At 47.4% G+C, this 21,951-nt stretch carries 23 protein-coding genes and 1 other RNA gene; 5 read left to right on the plus strand and 19 right to left on the minus strand.

Features of this window, described 5'->3' with window-relative positions; all coding sequences use genetic code 11:
* Positions 1 to 36 precede the first annotated feature (36 nt).
* A complete protein-coding gene (locus XMD579_RS10015) occupies positions 37 to 933 on the plus strand; it encodes an aldo/keto reductase family oxidoreductase (protein ID WP_173506319.1) in 897 nt (298 codons plus the stop codon).
* 67 nt (positions 934 to 1,000) lie between these two features.
* Here XMD579_RS10015 and glpK read toward each other — a convergent pair whose 3' ends face one another.
* The 7 genes from glpK to XMD579_RS10050 are packed head-to-tail and all read right to left on the minus strand — an operon-like array spanning position 1,001 to position 8,410.
* Positions 1,001 to 2,515 (minus strand): glycerol kinase GlpK, encoded by a 1,515-nt coding sequence (glpK, locus tag XMD579_RS10020; RefSeq protein WP_173506320.1) that lies wholly within the window; start codon positions 2,513 to 2,515, stop codon positions 1,001 to 1,003.
* Complete coding sequence (locus tag XMD579_RS10025) at positions 2,515 to 2,793, minus strand: DUF2160 domain-containing protein (RefSeq protein WP_173506321.1); 279 nt, start codon at positions 2,791 to 2,793, stop codon at positions 2,515 to 2,517. The genes glpK and XMD579_RS10025 overlap by 1 nt, the downstream gene beginning before the upstream one ends.
* The gene (locus XMD579_RS10030; protein WP_173481349.1) at positions 2,793 to 3,590 is read right to left on the minus strand and encodes a carbohydrate ABC transporter permease; all 798 of its coding nucleotides are present in this window, start codon (positions 3,588 to 3,590) and stop codon (positions 2,793 to 2,795) included. Before XMD579_RS10030 ends, XMD579_RS10025 begins: the two co-directional genes overlap by 1 nt.
* Before the next feature lie 9 nt (positions 3,591 to 3,599).
* Positions 3,600 to 4,460 (minus strand): carbohydrate ABC transporter permease, encoded by an 861-nt coding sequence (locus tag XMD579_RS10035; protein ID WP_173481350.1) that lies wholly within the window; start codon positions 4,458 to 4,460, stop codon positions 3,600 to 3,602.
* Positions 4,461 to 4,462: 2 nt separating this feature from the next.
* The gene (locus XMD579_RS10040) at positions 4,463 to 5,551 is read right to left on the minus strand and encodes an ABC transporter ATP-binding protein (protein ID WP_173481351.1); all 1,089 of its coding nucleotides are present in this window, start codon (positions 5,549 to 5,551) and stop codon (positions 4,463 to 4,465) included.
* 5 nt (positions 5,552 to 5,556) lie between these two features.
* Positions 5,557 to 6,621, minus strand: coding sequence for an ABC transporter ATP-binding protein (locus XMD579_RS10045; protein WP_173506322.1), 1,065 nt, complete (start codon positions 6,619 to 6,621; stop codon positions 5,557 to 5,559).
* A gap of 55 nt (positions 6,622 to 6,676) precedes the next feature.
* Positions 6,677 to 8,410 (minus strand): ABC transporter substrate-binding protein, encoded by a 1,734-nt coding sequence (locus tag XMD579_RS10050; protein ID WP_173481353.1) that lies wholly within the window; start codon positions 8,408 to 8,410, stop codon positions 6,677 to 6,679.
* Positions 8,411 to 8,585: 175 nt separating this feature from the next.
* On the opposite strand from XMD579_RS10050, the gene glpD reads away from it, so the two are divergent.
* On the plus strand, positions 8,586 to 10,100 hold the full coding sequence (gene glpD, locus XMD579_RS10055; protein ID WP_173506323.1) for a glycerol-3-phosphate dehydrogenase: 1,515 nt from the start codon (positions 8,586 to 8,588) through the stop codon (positions 10,098 to 10,100).
* Positions 10,101 to 10,167: 67 nt separating this feature from the next.
* Positions 10,168 to 10,965 (plus strand): DeoR/GlpR family DNA-binding transcription regulator, encoded by a 798-nt coding sequence (locus tag XMD579_RS10060; protein ID WP_173484619.1) that lies wholly within the window; start codon positions 10,168 to 10,170, stop codon positions 10,963 to 10,965.
* On the opposite strand, the gene XMD579_RS10065 is transcribed toward XMD579_RS10060, so the two are convergent.
* From XMD579_RS10065 to XMD579_RS10110, 10 genes are all read right to left on the minus strand, one after another.
* Positions 10,943 to 12,781 carry a ferrous iron transporter B gene (locus tag XMD579_RS10065; protein ID WP_173506324.1) on the minus strand — a complete coding sequence of 613 codons (1,839 nt, stop codon included), beginning with the start codon at positions 12,779 to 12,781 and terminating at the stop codon, positions 10,943 to 10,945. The two genes, XMD579_RS10060 and XMD579_RS10065, sit on opposite strands and share 23 nt — an antisense overlap.
* On the minus strand, positions 12,781 to 13,038 hold the full coding sequence (locus XMD579_RS10070) for a FeoA family protein (protein ID WP_217362075.1): 258 nt from the start codon (positions 13,036 to 13,038) through the stop codon (positions 12,781 to 12,783). Before XMD579_RS10070 ends, XMD579_RS10065 begins: the two co-directional genes overlap by 1 nt.
* Before the next feature lie 93 nt (positions 13,039 to 13,131).
* The gene (locus XMD579_RS10075) at positions 13,132 to 13,572 is read right to left on the minus strand and encodes a YcgN family cysteine cluster protein (RefSeq protein WP_173483100.1); all 441 of its coding nucleotides are present in this window, start codon (positions 13,570 to 13,572) and stop codon (positions 13,132 to 13,134) included.
* A complete protein-coding gene (locus XMD579_RS10080; RefSeq protein ID WP_173484617.1) occupies positions 13,572 to 13,859 on the minus strand; it encodes a YcgL domain-containing protein in 288 nt (95 codons plus the stop codon). Before XMD579_RS10080 ends, XMD579_RS10075 begins: the two co-directional genes overlap by 1 nt.
* Positions 13,859 to 15,094, minus strand: a complete 1,236-nt coding sequence (rnd, locus tag XMD579_RS10085) for a ribonuclease D (protein ID WP_254442830.1) — start codon at positions 15,092 to 15,094, stop codon at positions 13,859 to 13,861. The genes XMD579_RS10080 and rnd overlap by 1 nt, the downstream gene beginning before the upstream one ends.
* Positions 15,042 to 15,644, minus strand: coding sequence for a recombination mediator RecR (gene recR, locus XMD579_RS10090; protein ID WP_173481359.1), 603 nt, complete (start codon positions 15,642 to 15,644; stop codon positions 15,042 to 15,044). Before recR ends, rnd begins: the two co-directional genes overlap by 53 nt.
* A 2-nt stretch (positions 15,645 to 15,646) precedes the next feature.
* Complete coding sequence (locus XMD579_RS10095) at positions 15,647 to 15,973, minus strand: YbaB/EbfC family nucleoid-associated protein (RefSeq protein ID WP_173481360.1); 327 nt, start codon at positions 15,971 to 15,973, stop codon at positions 15,647 to 15,649.
* Between the two features lie 10 nt (positions 15,974 to 15,983).
* Positions 15,984 to 17,996 carry a DNA polymerase III subunit gamma/tau gene (gene dnaX / locus XMD579_RS10100; RefSeq protein ID WP_173481361.1) on the minus strand — a complete coding sequence of 671 codons (2,013 nt, stop codon included), beginning with the start codon at positions 17,994 to 17,996 and terminating at the stop codon, positions 15,984 to 15,986.
* Between the two features lie 98 nt (positions 17,997 to 18,094).
* Positions 18,095 to 18,191, minus strand: an RNA gene (ffs, locus tag XMD579_RS10105) — signal recognition particle sRNA small type.
* 71 nt (positions 18,192 to 18,262) lie between these two features.
* Complete coding sequence (locus tag XMD579_RS10110) at positions 18,263 to 18,877, minus strand: LysE family translocator (RefSeq protein ID WP_173484615.1); 615 nt, start codon at positions 18,875 to 18,877, stop codon at positions 18,263 to 18,265.
* A gap of 64 nt (positions 18,878 to 18,941) precedes the next feature.
* On the opposite strand from XMD579_RS10110, the gene XMD579_RS10115 reads away from it, so the two are divergent.
* Positions 18,942 to 19,484 carry a DUF2058 domain-containing protein gene (locus XMD579_RS10115; RefSeq protein WP_173481363.1) on the plus strand — a complete coding sequence of 181 codons (543 nt, stop codon included), beginning with the start codon at positions 18,942 to 18,944 and terminating at the stop codon, positions 19,482 to 19,484.
* Between the two features lie 123 nt (positions 19,485 to 19,607).
* On the opposite strand, the gene alr is transcribed toward XMD579_RS10115, so the two are convergent.
* Complete coding sequence (gene alr / locus XMD579_RS10120) at positions 19,608 to 20,675, minus strand: alanine racemase (protein WP_173498383.1); 1,068 nt, start codon at positions 20,673 to 20,675, stop codon at positions 19,608 to 19,610.
* Positions 20,676 to 20,677: 2 nt separating this feature from the next.
* Positions 20,678 to 21,067, minus strand: coding sequence for a RidA family protein (locus XMD579_RS10125; protein ID WP_173481365.1), 390 nt, complete (start codon positions 21,065 to 21,067; stop codon positions 20,678 to 20,680).
* A 109-nt stretch (positions 21,068 to 21,176) separates the two neighbouring features.
* Between XMD579_RS10125 and XMD579_RS10130 the strand changes: the two genes are divergently transcribed.
* Positions 21,177 to 21,941 (plus strand): TlyA family RNA methyltransferase, encoded by a 765-nt coding sequence (locus XMD579_RS10130; RefSeq protein ID WP_173484613.1) that lies wholly within the window; start codon positions 21,177 to 21,179, stop codon positions 21,939 to 21,941.
* Positions 21,942 to 21,951: the final 10 nt, after the last annotated feature.

A 21,951-nucleotide genomic window follows, 5' to 3' on the forward strand; every position in this document is an offset into this window, starting at 1 on the left:
TAGACTGGTAAAAAATCTAAAAATCGAGGCTCTAGATTGAAACGAATCAAAACTCTTCATTCCGATCTAACATTTAGCGAACTGGCTTATGGTGTCTGGAGACTCGCAGAGTCCAAGCCAACCACTTCAAGTACCGAAGCCAAAATCCAAGCCTGTTTGGATCAGGGAATAACGACCTTTGACCATGCAGATATCTACGGTGACTATCAGTGTGAGCAACTCTTTGGCGACGCGCTGAAAGCCAATCCATCCCTAAGAGGCCAGATGGAGCTGATTAGCAAATGTGATATCGCTCTGATCTCTGATCACTACCCAGAGCGACGAGTTAAGTATTACGACACCTCGCGTGAACACCTATTTCAGCAGGTCAAGCAGAGTCTGAAGAACTTACATACTGACTACCTAGACACCCTATTAATTCACAGACCTGATCCACTGATGGATGCCGAAGAGACCGGCGCGGCTTTGGATGATCTCATTAAAGAGGGTTTAGTCAGAACCGTAGGTGTCTCTAACTTTTCAGTGTGGCAGTGGAAACTCCTGCAGTCGAAAATGACGAATCGACTGATCACCAATCAAATTGAGATCAACCTCTTTGAACAGAGTTCACTCTGGGATGGAACACTGGAAGCGATGCAACTCGATCAGCTACTGCCAATGGCATGGTCACCACTGGCGGGTGGACAACTGTTTAACCAACCACTCAATTCAGAGCTTGAGGGCTTACTAAACAGAATCGAGCAGAGCCAACAGTGCCAGCGTGAACATATCGCACTGGCGTGGTTAAGAGTGCACCCTGCCAATATTCTTCCTGTTGTTGGCACAAACAATCTAGATCGAATAAAGGCGCTGCATCAGGTCAATCATGTTGAGCTTGATCGAGAGACCTGGTTTGAGCTTATGACTGCAGCTAAAGGTTCGGAAGTACCATAAAAAAACCGGCGTTAAACACGCCGGCAAGACTAATGCGCTAGGAAGAGCTTGTGTCTTTAATGCTACATCAGAGGTCATCTTTCGAAATTAGCAGTCTAGCAACTGAGTCACGCCAACCTGCATAACGCTCGTTGGCGTCATCAACCGTCATAACGGGTTCAAAGTGCTTATTCAGAGCCCAGGTTTTAGCAAACCCTTCTTGATCTGGATAGAAGCCAACATGCATACCTGCCAGCCACGCAGCACCCAAAGCAGTGGTTTCAATAATTTCAGGTCGATCTACAGGTGCCTGTAAGATATCTGCAAGAGACTGTGCCATCCAATCATTAGCCACCATACCGCCATCAATTCGCAGCACTGCCTCTGCTTTACTTCCACCTGAATTAAGCCAGTCTGAACGCATCGCATCCGAAAGGTCACGAGTCTGATAAGCCACTGAGCGAAGAGCGGCTCGAGCCAAATCAGCGAACCCTGTATCACGCGTCAAACCAAAAATAGCTCCACGACACTCAGTATCCCAATAAGGTGCCCCAAGCCCCGTAAAAGCAGGAACAAGATAGACACGATTCTCCGGCTTAGCCTCACTCGCTAAAGCCTCGGTATCCTTAGCATCACGAATAATTTTCAAACCATCACGTAACCACTGCACGACAGCACCCGCAATGAAAATGGATCCCTCTAAAGCATAAGTAGGTTTTCCATCAAACTGGTAAGCAATCGTACTCAACAGCCTATGCTCTGATTTAACGCAGTGGTCACCTGTATTGAGCAAAGCAAAGCAACCCGTACCGTAAGTCGATTTGAGCATTCCAGGTTGAAAGCAAGCCTGCCCTATTGATGCGGCCTGTTGGTCGCCTGCCACACCACAAATCGGTATCGCATTACCGCCAAACAGATCTTCGCGAGTTTTACCAAAGTCATCGGCGCAGTTTTTTACCTCTGGCAACATACTCCTTGGGATATTCAGAATCGCAAGAAGCTCCTCATCCCAACACCCGTCATGAATATTGTAGATCAGTGTTCGTGAAGCATTGGTCGCATCAGTTGCATGCACCGCACCACCAGTAAGACGCCAAATCAAATAGCTATCGACCGTTCCAAAAAGCAGTTCGCCTGAATCAGCTAAGACACGAGCGCCCTCGACATTATCTAAGATCCAAGCGAGCTTTGTTCCAGAAAAATAGGGATCAAGCAGCAGACCTGTCTTTTCAGTAAAGGTTTTTTCATAGCCCTTAGATTTCAGATCATTACAAAATTCACCCGTTCTTCGGTCCTGCCAAACAATCGCATTGTAGACAGCCTTACCAGTGTGTTTATTCCAGACAACAACCGTCTCACGCTGATTCGTTATACCTATCGCTTTAATATGCGAACTATCGGTTCCCGCTCTCTCGATGGCCTGTCGGCACACTCCAGCTGTGGTTGACCAGATCTCTTCAGGATCATGTTCAACCCAACCAGACTTCGGAAAGTACTGAGTAAATTCCTGTTGACCAGAGGCTGCAATCTTAAGATCTTGGTCAAATAAGATTGCCCGTGAAGAGGTGGTTCCTTGGTCTATAGATAGAACGTAATTTTCCACTAGACTTTCCTAAAAACGAATACGGCCCAAATGATAGATAGAATCAAACCACCCCAGAGAGGTGTGCCCATCAAGCCCAACCACCCAAGCATAATAAACACTGTACCTAAGATCGAGATAAATAGACGATCTCCACGAGTCGTGGTTAGGCCAAACACACCTGTGCGCTCTGCTCCACCTGGGTACTTCACCTCCAGAAAGGCTAGAATTCCAATACATGAAAAGATAAAGACAAACACCAACGCCGTTGGCAAAGTCCAAGCCATCCAACTAAACATTACACCCTCCCCATCGCGAAACCTTTCGCAATGTGATTTCTTACGAAGTAAACAACAATGGCACCAGGAATTATGGTCAAACAACCCGCAGCAGCAAGCAGACCCAGCTCATAACCAGCACTCGATGCTGTCTTAGTCATTGTCGCTGCAATCGGCTTAGCATCAATTGATGTTAATGTTTTTGCCAACAACAATTCGACCCAAGAGAACATGAAGCAGAAGAACGCGGCGACACCGATACCCGCTTTAATATTGGGCATAAAAATAGTCACAAAGAATCGTGGGAAGGAGTAACCATCAACATAAGCGGTCTCATCAAGCTCTTTCGGAATACTCTTCATGAACCCTTCTAAAATCCACACAGCAAGCGGGATATTGAAAAGACAGTGGGCTAAAGCCACAGCAATATGAGTATCAAATAAACCAACGGCTGAGTACAACTGAAAGAATGGCAAGGCAAATACTGCTGGCGGTGCCATTCGATTAGTCAGCAACCAGAAGAATAGATGTTTATCACCCATGAAACGGTAGCGGCTAAAAGCATAGGCCGCTGGCAGTGCAACACAGAGTGAAATCACTGTATTAATGAGCACATAAGTTGTCGAGTTTATGTAGCCCCAATACCAAGTTGGATCATTGAAAATGACTGCGTAGTTTTCCAAAGTCCACTCTTGCGGAAAAAAGGAGAAGCCACTCAGAATCTCATTGGTTGTTTTAAAGCTCATTGATAGCAACCAGTAAATTGGCAACATCAAAAAGATAATATAAAAAATTGGAGCTAAGCTTTTAAGTTTCATAACGCCCCCTTAATCCTTCACATCTTTATTCATTATTGTGTAGAACACCCAACTCACCAGTAGAGTGATCGCGAAGTATATGAGTGACATAGCCGCTGCTGGTCCTAAGTCAAACTGACCAAGCGCTACTTTAACCAGGTCGATAGACAACAGAGTTGTGGAATTACCAGGGCCACCACCGGTCAATACAAAGGGTTCTGTATAGATCATGAAGCTATCCATAAACCGTAACAGTATCGCAATCATCAAAACCTGCTTCATCTTGGGCAATTGAATGTATCTGAACACAGACCATTTGGAGGCCCCATCAATCTCAGCTGCTTGATAGTAAGCATCGGGAATTGAGACAAGACCTGCATAAGAGAGCAGTACAACCAACGAAGTCCAATGCCAAACATCCATAACTATTAGCGTGACCCAAGCAGCTAATGGACTCTGTGTCATGTTGTAATCAATACCAAGCCAGTTTAATCCGTAGCCCATTAGACCAATATCTGGAAGAGTAAATATGTTCCACATTGCGCCAACAACATTCCATGGAATAAGGAGTGGCAGCGACATTAAGATCAAGCAAATAGGAACCCATATTCCCTTTCTAGGCATCGCCAAGGCTATTGCAACACCGAGAGGAATTTCCACCGCGAGAATAATACCTGTGAAGAGGAACTGTCTCCCCAAGGCATCATGGAAGCGTTCTGAATGCAGAACCTGTTCAAACCAATCTACGCCCTGCCAAAAAAAGACATTATTACCAAACGTCTCTTGAACGGAGTAATTCACTACTGTCATCAGTGGTATTAGTGCGTTAAAAGCCACCAATAAAATAACAGGTAAAACGAGGAGCCAAGCTCTAGGGTTTTCGGTTTTCATTGTTATAAAACCTCGTACTCATAGGTTAGATCTACCAACCACCCATCTTTATAAAGACGAGTTTGCGGCTTATCGAAAGTAAGGTAAGTGCTCCCTTCAGGAACAGGCTGATCCTCATTTAACACTGCGAAGACCTTTTGTGAGCCTACTAACGTTTGTAAGACCTTATGACGCCCAACATCCATAACATTGACTACCGTTGCTGGTATGCCTTGCTCGGCGATTCGCACAAACTCGGGACGCACACCTATCTCTAAAGATTTACCTTCAGCTTCAACAATAGGACTGCTTACTTCAAGGAAGTGGCCACCAAGGGATACTTGACCGTCAACTATTTCAACAGGCAATACATTCATACCTGGCGAACCAATAAAATGACCAACAAAGGTATGTTCAGGTCTTTCAAAAAGCGCATCTGGAGTGCCAACCTGCAGTACCTGACCGAAGTTCATCACTACAACCTGATCCGCAAATGTGAGCGCCTCTGTCTGATCATGCGTCACATAGATCATTGTTGTTTTGACCTTCTGGTGCAGCTCTTTCAGCTTCGAGCGAAGCTTCCACTTCAAATGTGGATCAATAACGGTCAACGGTTCATCAAACATGATCACGTTAACATCCTCTCGCACCAGACCTCGACCTAGGGAGATTTTTTGCTTGTTATCTGGGGAAAGCCCTGCCGCTTTAGTTTGTAAAAGATCATCGATCTCCAACATGGATGAGATCTCTCTGACTTTTACATCAATCCTAGCTTCATCGACCCCACGATTTCTCAATGGAAAAGCCAGGTTATCGTAAACCGTCATCGTGTCGTAGATCACGGGAAACTGAAACACTTGAGCAATATTACGCTCCGATGGAGAGAGGCTCGTAACTTCATTATCATCAAAAAGCAACTTGCCGTGGCTTGGTTCTAAAAGACCCGAAATGATATTTAGCAAGGTCGTTTTACCACACCCAGAGGGGCCCAGCAGCGCGTAGGCACCGCCATCATCCCAATCAAAGTGAACCCGTTTCAAGGCAAAATCATCATCAGACGATGGATTGGGGTAGTAGGAGTGTCTTATATTATCGAGTTTTATTTTAGCCATTATTACTACCTAACCGCTTGTCCGTGGGAATCAAAGTAGAAGCATTTACTGCTATCAAGATAAAAATGGTGGTGCTCTCCCACCTTAAATGGGTGCAGTCCATTCGCTTGCGAGACCCAAGTACCACCCCCCATGGAAAAATGAGCGACGCTTTCTGAACCGGATAGCTCAGTTACCTGAATACGACCGTTTAACTCAATTGCACTATCTCCATGTCCAGTCGGTCTAACAAAATGAGGACGAACACCCAGTGTATAGTTACCATCAGGCATATGTTGAGCGGTGCCCTCTGCTGGCCAACTCAAAGTTTCACTCAAATGAATGCAACCATCATACTTTTTAACGCTGATTGTATTTAAAGGAGGATCGGAAAATACTTCTGCAGCAGTCAGATTGACTGGCGTACGATAAACATCAGAGGTGGCACCAAACTGCGCAATATGACCTTCATTAAGAGCGGCGGTATGACCACCTAACATCAAAGCTTCAGCAGGTTCAGAAGTTGCGTAAACAACAATTGAACCACGATCAGCAAAAATACTGGGCAACTCTGCACGCAACTCTTCGCGCAACTTATAATCTAAGTTCGCAAGTGGTTCATCAAGAAATACAGCTGTAGAGTCTTTAATAAGGGCTCTAGCCAACGCACAACGTTGCTGTTGGCCACCTGAAAGCTCATGTGGCTTTCGATCTAACATAGGTCCTAAACGAAGCAGATCAACGGTAGCTTCCAGTCGTTTATTAATCTCCGCATCAGACATTTTTGATAATTTAAGTGGCGAAATAATGTTATCTCTTACACTTAAATGGGGATAATTAATGAAGAACTGATGCACAAAACTGATGCTTCTCTTCTGAGGTGGTGTTTTCGTAACATCTACACCGCCGTACAAAACCGAACCAGCTGTTGGCGAATCCAGTCCTGCCATCAGTTTCATCAGGGTTGTTTTACCGGCATTTGTCGCACCAAGTAAAACATTAAACTCACCAGGTTCAAGAACGAGATTTGTCTCGTGTATATGCATTTCGGCGCCGACGCGCTTTGCAACATCTTTTAATTCTAAATTCATGGAAATATCTCTGGGAAAGAAATCGAGAGGGCCTACGGCCCCCCCGTTTTAACCGTTAGTTAGTCCAGCTTTTCACTAGCTCATCATAATTAACGGTTTGACCCTGAGGCTTCTCATTAGCAAGTTTAGCCTTAGGACCACCTTCACGACCCAACCAGTAAGATGGATCCTTCTCTTCGTTCAGACGAGGACCACAACCGCCGTAAACGTTTGCACCTTTGTCTGCACGCTCCATGCGAGCCATGGTGATGTCCATCTCTTGAGCTAGACGATCCATAGCTTCTTGAGGTGTGAATGCGCCTGAGTTCACGTCACCAATCTGCTGCCACCAAATTTGAGCAAGCTTAGGATAGTCAGGAACGTTGACACCGGTTGGAGACCACATATTACGATCTGGCGAACGATAGAACTCAACTAGACCACCCAGTTTTGGAGCTCGCTCTGTGAATGATTCGTGATTAATAGAAGAGTCACGAATGAAGGTAAGACCTACGTGAGACTTTTTCACATCAACTGTTTTTGAAGTCACAAACTGAGCGTACAACCAAGCCGCTTTAGCACGATCTTCAGGTGTCGATTTTAGGATGGTCCAAGAACCAACATCTTGGTAACCGACCTTCTGACCTTCTTGCCAGTATGGGCCATGGGGGCTTGGAGCCATACGCCACAATGGTGTTCCTTCAGCATCAACCGTATTATTGCCCTCGGCTTGAGATTTAACCATGTCAGCCGTAAACGCGCTGTACCAGAAAATCTGTTGAGCAACATTACCTTGGCTCAGTGCAGGAAGTGATTGGTAGAAGTCATAAGATGCGGCACCTGGAGGAGCATATTTACGTAGCCATTCATCCCACTTACGAATAGCGTAAACTGCAGCTGGACCGTTTGCGGCACCACCACGAGAAACACTAGCACCAGCTGGATTACAACTACCCTCTTCCATACGGATACCCCATTCATCAATAGGACGCCCGTTTGGTTGACCAGCAGAACCTGCACCTGCCATAGATAACCAGGCATCCGTCATACGCCAACCAAGGTCGGGGGCACGTTTACCGTAATCCATATGGCCGTAGATTGGAGTTCCATCGATCTCTTTGACGTGAACGGAGAAGAACTCAGCAATGTCCTCATAAGCGGACCAGTTAACAGGCACACCTAGATCATAGCCATAGATATCTTTGAACTGTTTTTGGAGATCTTCGCGGTCAAACCAGTCTTTACGGAACCAGTAAAGGTTAACAAACTGCTGACTTGGCAGTTGGTATACTTCGCCATCTGCACCAGTCGTAAACTCAAGACCCATGAAATCGTCTAGATCAAGATTAGGGTTAGTGATGTCTTTGGCGGGACCGTTCATGAAATCAGTCAAGCTATGAGCTAACTGAAGACGAGAGTGAGTACCAATTAAATCTGAGTCGTTCACATAGGCATCGTAAAGATTGCGCTTAGTCTGCATTTGAGTCTGAACGGCCTGAACAACCTCCCCTTCACCCAGTAATTGGTGATTTACCTTAATACCCGTAATCTCTTCAAAGGCTTTTGCGAGAACCGTAGACTCGTAGGTATGTGTAGGGATAGTTTCTGAGAGCACATTGATTTCCATTCCAGCGAATGGTTTCGCAGCATTAATGAACCACTGCATCTCTTCGATTTGTTGCTCTTTAGTGAGTGCGGAGGGTTGAAACTCACTATCAACCCACTTCTTAGCAGCGTTGATGTCTGCATAAGCAGCGCTTGTGATTGTTGCCGAAGCAAACGCGACAGCCAAGGCTAGCTTTTTCTTCATGGTCTTTCTCCATCTTCATTATTTTTATCAACGAAGTGATCTAGAAATCATTCGTTAGAGTCGATACTCGCAAACGAAAGCAAACGAAGTCAAGAGAAAATTTTTATTGACTTAAATTTTCTTTTTGTTAGCTTTCACCTAATACGAATATAAACGAACGAAGAAAACAACACAAATGAACGAAATACAACATAATGATGTAAAAGACCTGGTTATTATAGGTGGTGGCATAAACGGTTGTGGCATAGCACGTGATGCAGCTGGTAGAGGATTAACTGTCTCTCTTTTCGAGATGGGTGATCTTGCTCAAGCAACCTCCTCAGGCTCAACTAAGTTGTTTCATGGCGGATTACGCTACCTTGAATATTATGAGTTCAGACTGGTTCGCGAGGCACTTATCGAAAGAGAGCGTTTACTAAAAGCCATGCCGCACATAAGCTGGCCACTTCGCTTCGTTTTACCGCACCACAAAGGGCTTCGTCCAAGTTGGCTATTAAGAGTAGGACTGTTTATCTATGATCATCTAGGGGGCAGAAAAATTTTACCTGCCACTAAAACTCTTAATTTTGCAGAAGACAAAACAGGTATCCCTCTTAAAAAGTCACTTAAGAAAGGGTTTGAGTATTCCGATTGCTGGGTTGATGACGCTCGTCTAGTAGTCCTCAATGCAAGAGACGCAGAGGATCGTGGCGCCAAAATTCACACTAGGACACGTGTTGAGTCCGCAGAAAGAGTGGATGGTTTATGGCGGGTAACCGTCAGAGATTTAATCACCAATGAAGAAATGAAAGTTCAGGCGAAAACGGTTATCAACTGCGCTGGTCCTTGGGTAGCAGATGTCCTTAATAACAGTCTTCACCTGAACTCAAAACATGGCGTCAGGCTAGTTCGCGGAAGTCATATCGTTGTGAAGAAACTTTATGATCACGATCGCGCCTATATCTTCCAACAGAGTGATAACCGGATCATTTTTGCTATCCCCTATGAAGATGACTTCACTTTAATTGGCACAACTGATGTGGATCACGAAGGTCCAGCCGAAAAAGCTTACTGTACTCCAGAAGAACAAGAATATCTTTTGAAAGCTGCCTCTGAGTACTTTGAGAAACCACTAAAAGATTCTGATGTTGTCTGGACCTACTCTGGCGTTCGTCCCCTTTACGATGACAATGCCTCCTCAGCCACTGAGGCAACTAGGGACTATGTTCTAAAGGTAGATTCTGTCAACGGACGAGCAGCAGCACTCAATGTGTTTGGTGGAAAGATTACCACTTATCGAAAACTTGCCGAGTCCGCTTTGAGAGAGATTGAAAAATTTCATCCCCAAATGGGTAGAGCATGGACAGCGGGTATCCCTCTTCCTGGTGGAGACTATGAACTAACAGATAGTGACAATCTGCTTAGTAAGATTCAGATGAAATACCCATTCCTAGACAACCGTTGGGCAAAACGAATGCTAAGAACCTATGGAACAGACACTTTCAATATACTTGGTAAGACAACAAATATTGAAGAGCTGGGGCAGCATTTTGGCTATAACCTTTATGAATTAGAGGTTAACTGGTTACAGGATAATGAATGGGCAAAAACTGTTGAAGATATCCTTTGGCGAAGAACGAAGCTTGGCTTAAGAATCGATACAGAGAACAAAGCCAAACTTAATGCTTACCTTGCAGCAGATGGAGTGTAAAAAAGCCCAATAGCTATAAGTCTGATATATGACTATGATAATAAAAAAGTTAATTACGGAATGTTAGATGCGCCAACATCGCAGGTTTGAATTCATACTCGATAAGATCGCTGAAAGTGGTTTTGTGACTATAGATGAACTCACTTCATCACTTGAAGTGACGCCCCAAACTATAAGACGTGATGTCACTCAATTGGAAACGGAGGGGCGCGTAAAACGTTATCATGGTGGTGTTGGTGCGGTTGAAAACAGCACAACAAACAGCTCTTATAAAACTCGTAAAAGTGTTAATTCGGACGCTAAACAAACTATTGCAAAACTCGTTGCTGATTATATCCCCGATGGCGCATCCCTATTTATCAATATCGGCACCACAACAGAGGCAGTCGCCGAAGCCCTGTTGAGCAAACAAAATCTGACCGTAGTGACCAACAACTTGAATGTCGCTGTTACCTTATCCTCTAAGAGTGACTTCACAGTCATTGTTGCAGGTGGCGAAGTTCGAAACAGTGATGGTGGCATTGTCGGCTCTCCAGCGACAGACCTCATAAACACCTTTCAGATGGAGTACGCAATCATAGGCATCAGCGGTATTCAACCAGATGGCACCCTGCTTGATTACGACCTCAGGGAGGTCAGAGTGTCACAAGCCATTATAGCAAATGCCTCAGAGGTACTCCTTTGTAGCGATAACTCCAAATTTGGCAGAACACCCATGGTGAAACTAGGGCACATTAAGGACATATCAAGACTGTTTACGAATGACTGCCCCGATGATCAGTTCGCCAATCTTTTAATTCAAAATGATGTAGTCATTCACTGTCCAGGAAACAATCCAGTCTCTAATCGCCAACTATCAGAGTAAAAGCCACAAAAGCCAAGCTGTAAGCCAAAACACCATACCCCACAAACAGACCGGCCGGCAGCGACCAGCTACCGCTCTCCCTGCGCAACGTTGCTAGTGTTGAGACACACTGCGCAGCAATGGCGAAAAAGACAAACAGAGCGACTCCAGAAGCCAAAGAGATGCCCGAATCCTGAATCTGTTGAGCCAAGGATGTAAACTCCTCCTCAGCACCTTCAATACCATAGAGAGTACCCAGTGTGCCGACAAAGACCTCACGCGCTAGGAACGACGCGATAATGGCAACACCGTACTTCCAATCAAGGCCGATGGGTTCAAAGATAGGCGCTATGAATTTACCAATAGCCCCCAACCAGGATTCACCCAAATTAGCTCCCTGATTAGGGAAGTAGCCTAACACCCAGACCACAACACTTACCCAGAAGATCACGGGGCCTGCACGTTTCACAAAATCACCACTGCGTGACCAGGCCAACTGGCCTAAGGTTTTAGCACCCGGTAGACGATAGGGAGGCATCTCGAGTACAAAAGGGAGATCACTCCCCTTACCTACCTTTACTCTTGAGAGTAACGACACGACCAACAGGGCCATGAAGATTCCGAATAGATAGATCGCCAACATGGCCAGACCTTGCAACCCTACTGCACCACCTAGAAGTGACTCATTGGGAATAAACGCGACAATAAGAAGCCCATAGACAGGTAGTCGAGCCGAACAAGGCATAAGCGGAATGGCAAAGTAGGTTAACCAGCGACGTCTTGGTGATTCTATGGTTCGTGCCGCATAGATGCCTGGGATAGCACAGGCGACACCCGATAACATTGGGACAAAACTTTTACCGGTTAGACCAAAAGCGCGAAGCGGTCTGTGACAGATGACAGCGGCCCTAGCGAGGTATCCTGAGTCCTCCATAAAACCGACGATCAACGTCAGAATAAAAATCTGAGGTACAAACACCAAAAAAGCACCCAGCCCGCCAAACAGAGCATCTTTGACAAAGTCATGCAGCATACCGCTTGGTATCAGAGGCAACACAGAGTCTGCCGTGAGTCCAATCAGTGACTCTACGCCATCCATCAAAGGAGCGGCCCAACTGAATATCGCCTGGAAGAGTAAAAACATGATCAACAGAAAACTCAGACCACCCGTCAGGGTACTGAGGAAGAATTGATCTGCTCGGTTATGAACCAGAAGCAGGTAGTCCCCTTTGGGACCAAATTCATTGGCCAACGATTCCGCTAGATTTCGAAACACAGAAGCATCAAACGCAATCAGATCCTCTTTTAGCTCGCTCTTTGGAACCTCTATCCCCTGCCCTGAGCGAGTAATGATTTGATCGACGCCTACACCACTCTTTGCAGAGATCGGAATGACCGGCATATCCAAGCGTTGCGACAGCCCTTCAGCATCAACGCTCTGATTATGACGCTCTAGAACATCATGCATATTGGTCACAATCATCACGGGGTGACCAGCACGTCGACAGGCCTCCCTAACCTGCAACGCAAATACCAGACCTTTTTCCATGCGGGTCGCATCGACAACACAGACAACGGCTTCTATGTGACCGACAGGAACGTCCAACAATTTATAGAAGGCATCTACAGCAACTTGCTCTTCGCCCGAAAGAGGGGTTAAAGAGTAAGCGCCAGGAAAATCGACTACTAATAAGTCTGATCGACCGACCGCTGGCCCTGTTGAGGTATCGACTGTAATTCCAGGAAAGTTTGCCACACGCTGATTCATACCGGTAAGACGATTGAACAGCATCGATTTTCCCGAGTTGGGGCTTCCGACCAGTAGTAGTTGTTTCATTATTCAGACGTGACCGGATGTGCAATCACACACTCTGCGATTGTCTTTTCAAGTGAGTAGACTGCGTTACCCACTTTATACAATTTAGGAGCGCCCAAACGAGGTGCTTGAGTACATAAAACGCGAGCGCCTTGATGGAACCCCAGCTCCTCCAAACGCGCTTTCACAGCAGCATCCAAAGCGGGGGTAAACCCTTCAATAACACTTTGAATACCCCGTTTCATCTGCCAGAGATTGGCACATTGAATTTGAGACACAATGAATATCCTTAAACCTATCTAACAATTCTAAATGAGAATCATAATCATTTAAACCAAAATTTAAGGATTTATTGATCATGCAAAAGAAGATTATTCAGGCTCAATCACGTAATCGATGAACTCATCTTCTGTGATTTCGTTATCTTTGACTTCGTAGTAGCTCAAGACAGAAGCGTTAGCTTCGATGACACTGCGCTGATCACCGCTGACCAACGGATGCCATTGTGGAAGCTCATGCCCCTCATAGATCAGGCGGTAGGCACAACTTTGCGGAAGCCAGTGGAACTCTTCGACATCTTTTGGATGCAATTTGACACAACTGGGCTGGCGAGTGGATCGGTTAGGATAATCCGTGCACTGGCAGTTATCGGTATTCAGAAGGTGACAGACGACGGTGGTGTAGTAGACCTCTTCTGTATCCTCATCCTCTAGTTTGTGCAGACAACAGAGGGCACAGCCGTCACAGAGAGACTCCCACTCGTCGTGGGTCATCTGTTCCAGTGATTTACTGCGCCAAAACACCTCTGACATTAGCGGACGCCTGTCTCTGGACGATCCATGTGGATATCGAGCATATAGTCCTCTTTAGGAGGCGGCATCTGCAGGTAAAAACCTTGGTCACGGATGCTTTCAAGCACTTTTGCGGTATCGGCGCGCGCCAATTTACGTTCGGCAGTTAATGGCATATCCATAGAGTGAACAGGAGTACCAAAGATCTCGATAAGGGCATCCGGAACACGCTCTAAGCCTTCACGCTTATCAACGTAGAGATACATCTCATCTTTTTTTGAGCTTTTATAAATAGAACAAATTAACATCAGTTTGACTCGTTTAATTCTGCTAGCTGATCAAGCAGAGCCTGACCAATCAAAGGTTTACGCCATCCACATAGGCTATCTGGCAATTCATAATGACCCGTCTCAACACCTGTGCGAATCAACGCTTCAATATCTCGTTTTCTCAGCATCAGCTCCGGCGCCACATTGTGTTGCTCCGCCGCTTTGGCACCAACTGCACGCAAGGCTTTAAGGTGAGCATGAAACTTGAACTTCAGCGGCTGCTCAATCGGCTCTGGCGGGTTATCTTGGGCTGACTTATCGGCATTTTTCAGGCAGCGAATAATATCGTTACCAAAATCCCAGACGTTGCCTGAACGCAACCCTTCAATTTTTCTCAAATCGTCGCGCTTATTGGGCCACTGCTGAATCACATCGATAATCTGATGGTTAGACAAGATGCGATTGCGGGCTTTATCCCTCAAACGGCTGGTGCGTTCACGCCAAATGGTCAGGTCTCGCAGAGCCGCTAACTTACGCGTCGGAATATTCCAGAGCTGTGAGAAACGTCGATAGTAGTCATCAATATTCGCTTCGTTAGCAATGACACTGGCAACTAGCTCTTCGCACTCCTCTTTGACCCACTCGGTGCGCCCCAACTTCTCAAGCTCTTTAAACTGCATCTGAACGATTTCGGCTAGGTAGCAGACATCCAGTGCCGCATAGAGTGTCTGATTATCAGTTAGCGGGCGTTGTAGCCAGTCGGACTTGGTTTCACCCTTATCCAGATCGATATCCAGCGCATGTTTAACAAGACGCTGAAGTCCCATACTGAAACCCCAACCACAAAAAGCGGCCGCGACTTGGGTATCAAACATCGGTGAGGGTGCCGCTTTATAGCGATGTTTAAACAACTCAACATCTTCTCCACAAGCGTGCAGAACCTTTAAGACCTGAGGCGCTTCTAGCAGCTCTCTGAATGGGCGCCAGCGTTTTATAGGCAGTGGATCAATCAGATAAACACTGTGCTGATCAGCGACTTGAATCAGGCCTGGCTTTGCGTAGAAGGTGGAGGTACGAATGAACTCAGTATCCAAGGTAATCAACGGCACCTCTAACCACTGCTGACAGTAGTGAGCCAACTGCTCTTCGGTATCGATCCAGATTGGGTTTTTGGCCGCTTGTCTCAGCTTGGCAAAGTCGTAACCGCTAAAATCTATCAACTTATCGCTCCATCTGGCGGCGACCGGCCAGCGCATGCGCCAGAGTACCGCCATCTACGTACTCAAGCTCGCCACCTACAGGCACCCCGTGAGCAATACGACTGATACTGACATCAACATCGCGAAGCTGTTCGGCAATGTAGTGAGCGGTCGCTTCACCCTCTACCGTTGGATTGGTGGCCAACACCAGTTCGTTAATCTCGCCCTGGTAGACTCGATCCAAAAGCTGATCGATTTTCAAATCTTCCGGCCCTACTCCATCGATCGGCGACAGGTGCCCGCCCAATACAAAATAGAGGCCTGCGTAGCCCCCCGTCTGCTCGATCGCCATCAGATCAATCGGTGATTCCAAAACACACAAGGTTTTACGATCACGCGCTGCATTACTGCAGATATCGCAGACGGCCTGCTCAGAGAGCGAGTGGCATTGTTCACACTCACCAATATTCTGAGCAGCATCAGCTAGCGCACCACTGATCTGGATGGCAGCATCGCGATCACGCTCTAACAGGTGCAACGCCATACGCTGAGCCGTCTTAGGGCCCACTCCCGGTAGGCGACGCAGTGCGCTGATTAGCGATTCTAGCTTAGGGGTTAACGACATAATTAAAACGGCATCTTAAAGCCAGGTGGCATACCCATACCTTGGGTGATTTTCGACATCTGCTCTTGGCTGGTGGTTTCAACCTTACGCACCGCATCATTAACCGCTGCAGCGATAAGATCTTCTAGAATCTCTTTATCCTCTTCCATCAAAGAGTCATCGATGCTGACACGTTTTACGTCGTGACGACCGTTCATAACGATGCTGACAAGACCTGCACCCGCTTCACCCGTCACTTCAGCGCGAGCGATCTCCTCTTGCGCTTTCTGCATGTCCTCTTGCATCTTTTGGGCCTGCTTCATTAGGTTGCCCATTCCACCTTTCATCATAACTATGACCTCACTCTATCTCTAAAGGCTCAACGGAGAGTTCATCTAACTGTCCATCGAACATCTCAATTAATCGTTCCACATTGGGATCTTGTTTCAAATGCCTTACCGCCGCTATGCGTCGCTCTTCAGCACGGCGAATACGGTAGTTCACCGGCGTTTCACGAGTCTGTTCAGCCAGCTGAAAATCAACCGACATCGGCTCTTGGAAAAAGGCGGTAATCGCATCAGCAATACGTTGTTTGTGCTGATCATTGAAGAGCGCTTCCTGCTCAGCCGTATAGTGCAACACCATACGGTTCCCCTGAAGTGTCTCAAGGGACATCGCCTTAGCCAAGCTCTCGGTCATACCGGTTAGATCCAGTTGGGCAATCAAATGCACCCAATCTTCAAGCGCAAAATTGGAGAGCGTAATTGATTTTTCTAGCGTTTTTTTAGCCTGTTCTTTCTGCTCAACCGGCTCAACTGCCTCTACTGGCTTAACCTCTTCAACTACTGGTTGCTCATCCGGCTTATCGTAAGTGGCTAGTGGCGTCTCTTCGCCAAACAGATCAATCGCACTGTCGTTAGATTCAACAGGGTCAATAGCCGGCTCATCCATGAGTTTATCCATGGGCTCAGCTGGCTTAAATGGTTCAGATGGCTCAACCCTAGCGGACTCCAACGGAGCCGATACGGCCTCCATCGAGTCCGCTTCAAACTTTTTTGCCGTTGGCTCCTGATCTGCATAGGCCTCAGCGGGAATATCCTCCCATGGCGGGGGATCATTCACTGGAGCAGACTCTGGCTGCGCTAGCGTCGCTTGAGTCTCTAGCGGCTTTTCAACAACTGGCGTTTCGATCGCTGGCTGTGGTTCCGGCTCACTGACAGCAGGCTCATTTTCAACAGGCCTAGAGATCTCAGACGGCTTAACGGGTGGCGCATCGATAGGACGCTGATCGACAGGACGGAAGGCCAACATACGTAACAAGCACATCTCTAATGCTTCACGAGGGTTCGGTGACATCGGCAGATCACGACGGCCTGTTAATGCGATTTGGTAGTAGAGCTGTATCTCTTCTGCACGCACCTTGCCAGCAAGCGCTTGAATCTGAGCCTGATCCCCTAAGCTATTATCGATCGCAGCAGGCACCACTTGAGCCAAGGCTACTCGATGCAGAATCGAGATCATCTCAGCTAATACACCAGCAAAATCGGGCGAAAACTCAGCCATGGCTGCTACTCGATCGATCGTTGCTTTACCGTCACCGGCCACAATCGCATCCAGTAGATCAAACACCAAGCGATGATCAATGGTACCCAACATAGCACGCACATCACCTTCACGCAGCGCACCAGAGCCAAACGCAATGGCCTGATCGGTCAACGACAGCGCATCACGCATAGACCCATCCGCAGAACGCGCAATCAGCCAGAGTGAAGCGTCATCAAAGGGGATGGACTCTTCGCCCAGTACAAACTGAAGGTGAGAGACGATCTTCTCTGGCGCCATGTTCTTCAGGTTGAACTGAAGACAACGACTCAAAATGGTCACTGGCAGTTTCTGTGGATCGGTTGTCGCCAGTAGGAATTTAACGTGCGGTGGTGGCTCTTCCAACGTCTTCAACAAGGCATTGAATGACGAGGTCGACAACATGTGTACCTCGTCTATTAGGTAGACTTTGTAGCGACCTTGAGTTGGTGCGTATTGCACGTTCTCTAACAGCTCACGGGTATCTTCCACTTTGGTACGTGAAGCCGCATCGACCTCGATAAGATCAACAAATCGACCTTCAGCAATTTCGATACAGGAGCTACAACGACCACATGGCTCCGAGCTGACGCCCTCTTGGCAGTTCAGCGCTTTAGCAAACAGACGTGCAATGGAGGTTTTACCCACACCTCGCGTGCCGGTAAACAGATAGGCGTGGTGCAACCGGTTCTCGTCGAGCGCATTCACAAGCGCTTTTAGAACGTGCTCCTGCCCTACCGTTTCAACGAAACGACGGGGACGCCATTTACGGGCTAAAACCTGATAACTCATCCTATCCTCAGTGGTCGGAAAATTTTAACCCGATACTAACATTTATCGTTGGTGAGGGAGAGTCAAACAGCGGGAATTTTTACCAGAAATGGAGATGGCCCCACCAGCCACATCCCGGCACATGAGTCGACCGCTGTGGCTGCTCCCTTCCGGGCCTGACCAGGTTCACGGTTTATCATTGCGGGAGGACCAATGGAGCCACCACAAAAACACCTCGAATGAGGAGCGCGAAGTATAAGCACCCCGCTAGGCTATTGCAAATGAAGTTAAAGCAGACCTGACAGCATCACACCCGCCAGAAGCGTCAATGCCACCGCCATGCCTCGATTGATTCGCTGCTCGTGCTTTTCCAGTAGCGCCAAGCTTTTGCGTGTACTTAGCAGTAGCGAAACGATGATGTACCAGAGGGTATCAGTAACCCAGGGCGTTACGACCAGCAGCGTCTGCGTTTCAAAGGTTGATTCAGAGCCGACAAAAGGGGCAAAAATCGCAATAAAAAAGAGCATCAACTTAGGATTGAAGGTCGCAATAACGGCCCCATCACGAATCGCCTGCCAATAACTGGTTCGCGAGCGCTCTTCAGGCGCAATCTTCATCGATCCACCCTGCCAAGCGCCGCGAGCCATGTTCAGTAGATAAAGGGCGGCGATGACGGTTAAACCCACCTCTATCCAAGGCAAACGAGCCAGCAGCTGACTTAACCCTACGACCGTCAATAGAGCCCAACCACCGACCATTAAACCGTGCGAGATTGCAGTTAATAGACCATGAACACGGGATCCATTTAACGCCTGGTTTACAACAACCAAAAGGCTGGGACCGGGTGAAACTGCCCCCAAAGTACAGACCGCTAATAGGGTTAACCACTCAACTAAATTCACAAATACCTCAATGAAAAAGCTATGTTAAACTCCGCGCATTCTAGAACTTATGGAAACAGGTGTCATGGCGGGATCACTTCAGGACCAATTGTTAAAAGCGGGCCTTGCTAACAAACAACAGGCAAAAAAGGCGACGATTGAGAAGCGCAAAAAGAAAAAGCAGTCTCCTGATGAGGTCGCTGCAGAAAAAGCCAAACAGCAAGCGGATATCCAAGCCAAACGCGAGCAGAAAGCGGCACAAGATCGCGCCTTGAATGAGGCACGTGATGCGGAACAGGCAGAGAGAGCAATCGACGCTCAAGTGAAGCAGCTGATTGAACATCATCAAATTACGATATCTGAGCGCGCAGAGACTCGTTACCAGTTCGCTGATGGCAAGACCATCAAGCACATCTACATCGATGAATCGATGTTTCAGCCGCTTACTCGCGCCCAGATACGGGTCGCTAAACTCGGTGAAGGTTATGCTTTAGTACCGGCCGTTGTGGCAGAACGAATAGAACAGCGTCGTCCTGAACGAATCATTCCTCTGTCTAGCGATCAACAGGTGAGTGATGAGGATGATCCTTATGCGGATTACGCGATTCCTGATGATTTGATGTGGTAGGTTGGAGCGTAAATAGAAGGCGGATGACAGGCTAAAGCCAGTCACCGGTGCACGTAACGTATTACGGAGTCATGGTGACTGGCCTTCAGCCTGTCACCCGCTCTGACAGCGTTTTCCAGAGACTCACTCAGAATACCGCCTAGGAACACGCGCTGTTAGCCCCGCAAACAGCGTGTAGTCGATGGTATCGCAGCATTTAGCGACCCTATCCGCAAGTAACTGTTCATTGAACATGATCACCTCATCACCTACCGACACTGACGGCAAATCGGTCACATCAACGGTAATCATATCCATTGAGACACGACCGACGATCGGTGCTTCAACACCATTAACCAACACAGGTGTACCTTGCTTCGCTTGGCGCGGATAGCCATCGGCATACCCAATGGCGATTGTCGCAATTTTACGAGGTGATTCCGCGGTATAGGTTGCACCGTAACCCACCGACTCACCCGGTGAAATATCGCGCAACGCAATAATGGCTGTTTTCAGCGTCATAGCAGGCTGCAAACCTTGCAAACCCAGCTCACTCGGCGTTCCACCATAAAGCCCAATGCCTAGCCTCTGCCAACTATCAGCAGGCGTTGCTTGGGTAAAAATTCCGGCAGAGTTAGCAAAACTACTGAGGTTAGTTTTGACTGGATTAAACCGCGACTGTGCAACCTCATTACGAGGATGGGCAGGCTGATCGGCGCAGGCAAAGTGACTCATCATAACCGGTATAGGCAGTCCCTCTATAGAGGAGAACTGCTCCATTACACCCGCTACGGCATCTGCATCAAAACCGAGGCGATGCATACCAGAGTCCACTTTTAACCAGATCTGTGGTCGCCAATCGGTCGTCGACAGATAGCGAATTAGCCACTCAATTTGATAGTCACTGTGACAGACCACCCAAAAGTTTTGACGCTCACAAGAGGCTAACTCCTCCTCTGAAAAGCAACCTTCAAGCAGCAGAACAGGCGCTTTAAGGCCACCCTCACGCAGCTCTAGCGCTTCCTCGATAGAGGCAACACCAAAGGCATCGGCATCAGACTCTAAGGCTAGCGCCACCTTAACAGCGCCATGACCATAAGCATTCGCTTTAACCACGGCCAGAGTTTTGGCCTGCAGATTTTGCTGCTTGGCCAGTGCCAAATTATGTTTGAGGGCAGCTAAATCGATCTCAGCAACAAGAGGACGAGGCATGATTAGTCGGCTGTCACCATGATGGCATCGATCTCGATATCGACTGACTTAGGCAACTCTTTCACAGCAAACGCAGCACGCGCTGGATAGGGCTCGTCGAAGTAACGCGCCATCACCTCATTGACCTTGGCAAAGTGCGACATATCACTCAAAAGAATAGTCAATTTCACTGCTTCGTTGAGCGAGCCACCTGCCGCTTCAGCAATCGCTTTTAAATTTTCAAACACCTGAACGGCCTGCGCTTCGAAGCTTTCAGTCACCAGCTCCATCGATTCTGGAATCAAAGGAATCTGACCTGAGATGTAGACCGTGTTACCCACTTTGACAGCTTGTGAATAGGTACCAATGGCAGCCGGTGCATTGGGTGTAGAGATGGTGCTGCGATTAGACATGAAGCGCTCCTGATCAAGAATATTAAACTCAGGCCATTATCGCAGAGATCCTGGTTCTGACAAGTAGTAGAACTTTGTTTACTATTAGCCAACTAATTTGGGAGCCAAGATGAAACGCGCTGATCAACTACTGCTGGATAAAGGTCTGTGTGATAGTCGCACGCAAGCACAACGTACCATTAAAGAGGGGCGCGTTAGCTACCTTGATAAAGCCTGGCGCATCTTAAGCAAACCCGGCATCAAGCTTCCCGAGTCGACTGAGTTTCAGGTGACTCTGTCTGAAGTCGACCAGTACGTTTCGCGTGGTGCACTGAAACTGAAAGGCGCCGTTGAGATCTGCCAAATTGATCTTAACGATGTTCATGCCATCGATGTTGGACAATCAACCGGTGGCTTTACCGATTACCTCGTTCAACAGGGTGCCGCCTCTGTACTAGGTATTGAAGTGGGACATGACCAGCTGGCACAGAAGCTGAGATCCAACCCAAAGGTGACCTGCCTTGAAGGCTATAACGCGCGTGAACTCAAGCCTGAGCTAAAAGCACACAGCCCCACTGGACAGTTTGATCTAGCCGTTATGGATGTCTCATTCATTTCGCAAACCCTTATTTTGCCGGGACTTTGCCAACTACTGGACAGAGGGAGCTACCTAGTCACACTGGTGAAACCTCAGTTTGAGTTAGGAAAGGAGCACATAGGCAAGGGGGGAATCGTCAAATCGACGGATCTCTATAAAGAGCTGGAGGAGCGTTTTAAAACGCTGATGTCCGAGTTAGAGATGAGAGTAGTGACCTACATCGACAGCCCTATTAAAGGGGGTGATGGGAATCACGAGTTTCTGCTCGTCGCAGTAAAAGACCCGCTCACCCAATAATGGGGAGCGG

The sequence above is a fragment of the Marinobacterium sp. xm-d-579 genome (genome assembly GCF_013282935.1).
GTDB lineage: Bacteria > Pseudomonadota > Gammaproteobacteria > Pseudomonadales > Balneatricaceae > Marinobacterium_E.

Coding starts and splice junctions, on each gene's coding strand:
- XMD579_RS10025 (WP_173506321.1), bottom strand. CDS start 2,793: ATGTTTAGTTGGATGGCTTGGACTTTGCCAACGGCGTTGGTGTTTGTC.
- XMD579_RS10030 (WP_173481349.1), bottom strand. CDS start 3,590: ATGAAACTTAAAAGCTTAGCTCCAATTTTTTATATTATCTTTTTGATG.
- XMD579_RS10035 (WP_173481350.1), bottom strand. CDS start 4,460: ATGAAAACCGAAAACCCTAGAGCTTGGCTCCTCGTTTTACCTGTTATT.
- XMD579_RS10040 (WP_173481351.1), bottom strand. CDS start 5,551: ATGGCTAAAATAAAACTCGATAATATAAGACACTCCTACTACCCCAAT.
- XMD579_RS10045 (WP_173506322.1), bottom strand. CDS start 6,621: ATGAATTTAGAATTAAAAGATGTTGCAAAGCGCGTCGGCGCCGAAATG.
- XMD579_RS10050 (WP_173481353.1), bottom strand. CDS start 8,410: ATGAAGAAAAAGCTAGCCTTGGCTGTCGCGTTTGCTTCGGCAACAATC.
- glpD (WP_173506323.1), top strand. CDS start 8,586: ATGAACGAAATACAACATAATGATGTAAAAGACCTGGTTATTATAGGT.
- XMD579_RS10060 (WP_173484619.1), top strand. CDS start 10,168: ATGCGCCAACATCGCAGGTTTGAATTCATACTCGATAAGATCGCTGAA.
- XMD579_RS10065 (WP_173506324.1), bottom strand. CDS start 12,781: ATGAAACAACTACTACTGGTCGGAAGCCCCAACTCGGGAAAATCGATG.
- XMD579_RS10075 (WP_173483100.1), bottom strand. CDS start 13,572: ATGTCAGAGGTGTTTTGGCGCAGTAAATCACTGGAACAGATGACCCAC.
- XMD579_RS10080 (WP_173484617.1), bottom strand. CDS start 13,859: ATGTTAATTTGTTCTATTTATAAAAGCTCAAAAAAAGATGAGATGTAT.
- rnd (WP_254442830.1), bottom strand. CDS start 15,094: ATGGCGGTACTCTGGCGCATGCGCTGGCCGGTCGCCGCCAGATGGAGC.
- recR (WP_173481359.1), bottom strand. CDS start 15,644: ATGTCGTTAACCCCTAAGCTAGAATCGCTAATCAGCGCACTGCGTCGC.
- XMD579_RS10095 (WP_173481360.1), bottom strand. CDS start 15,973: ATGATGAAAGGTGGAATGGGCAACCTAATGAAGCAGGCCCAAAAGATG.
- dnaX (WP_173481361.1), bottom strand. CDS start 17,996: ATGAGTTATCAGGTTTTAGCCCGTAAATGGCGTCCCCGTCGTTTCGTT.
- XMD579_RS10115 (WP_173481363.1), top strand. CDS start 18,942: ATGGCGGGATCACTTCAGGACCAATTGTTAAAAGCGGGCCTTGCTAAC.
- alr (WP_173498383.1), bottom strand. CDS start 20,675: ATGCCTCGTCCTCTTGTTGCTGAGATCGATTTAGCTGCCCTCAAACAT.
- XMD579_RS10125 (WP_173481365.1), bottom strand. CDS start 21,067: ATGTCTAATCGCAGCACCATCTCTACACCCAATGCACCGGCTGCCATT.
- XMD579_RS10130 (WP_173484613.1), top strand. CDS start 21,177: ATGAAACGCGCTGATCAACTACTGCTGGATAAAGGTCTGTGTGATAGT.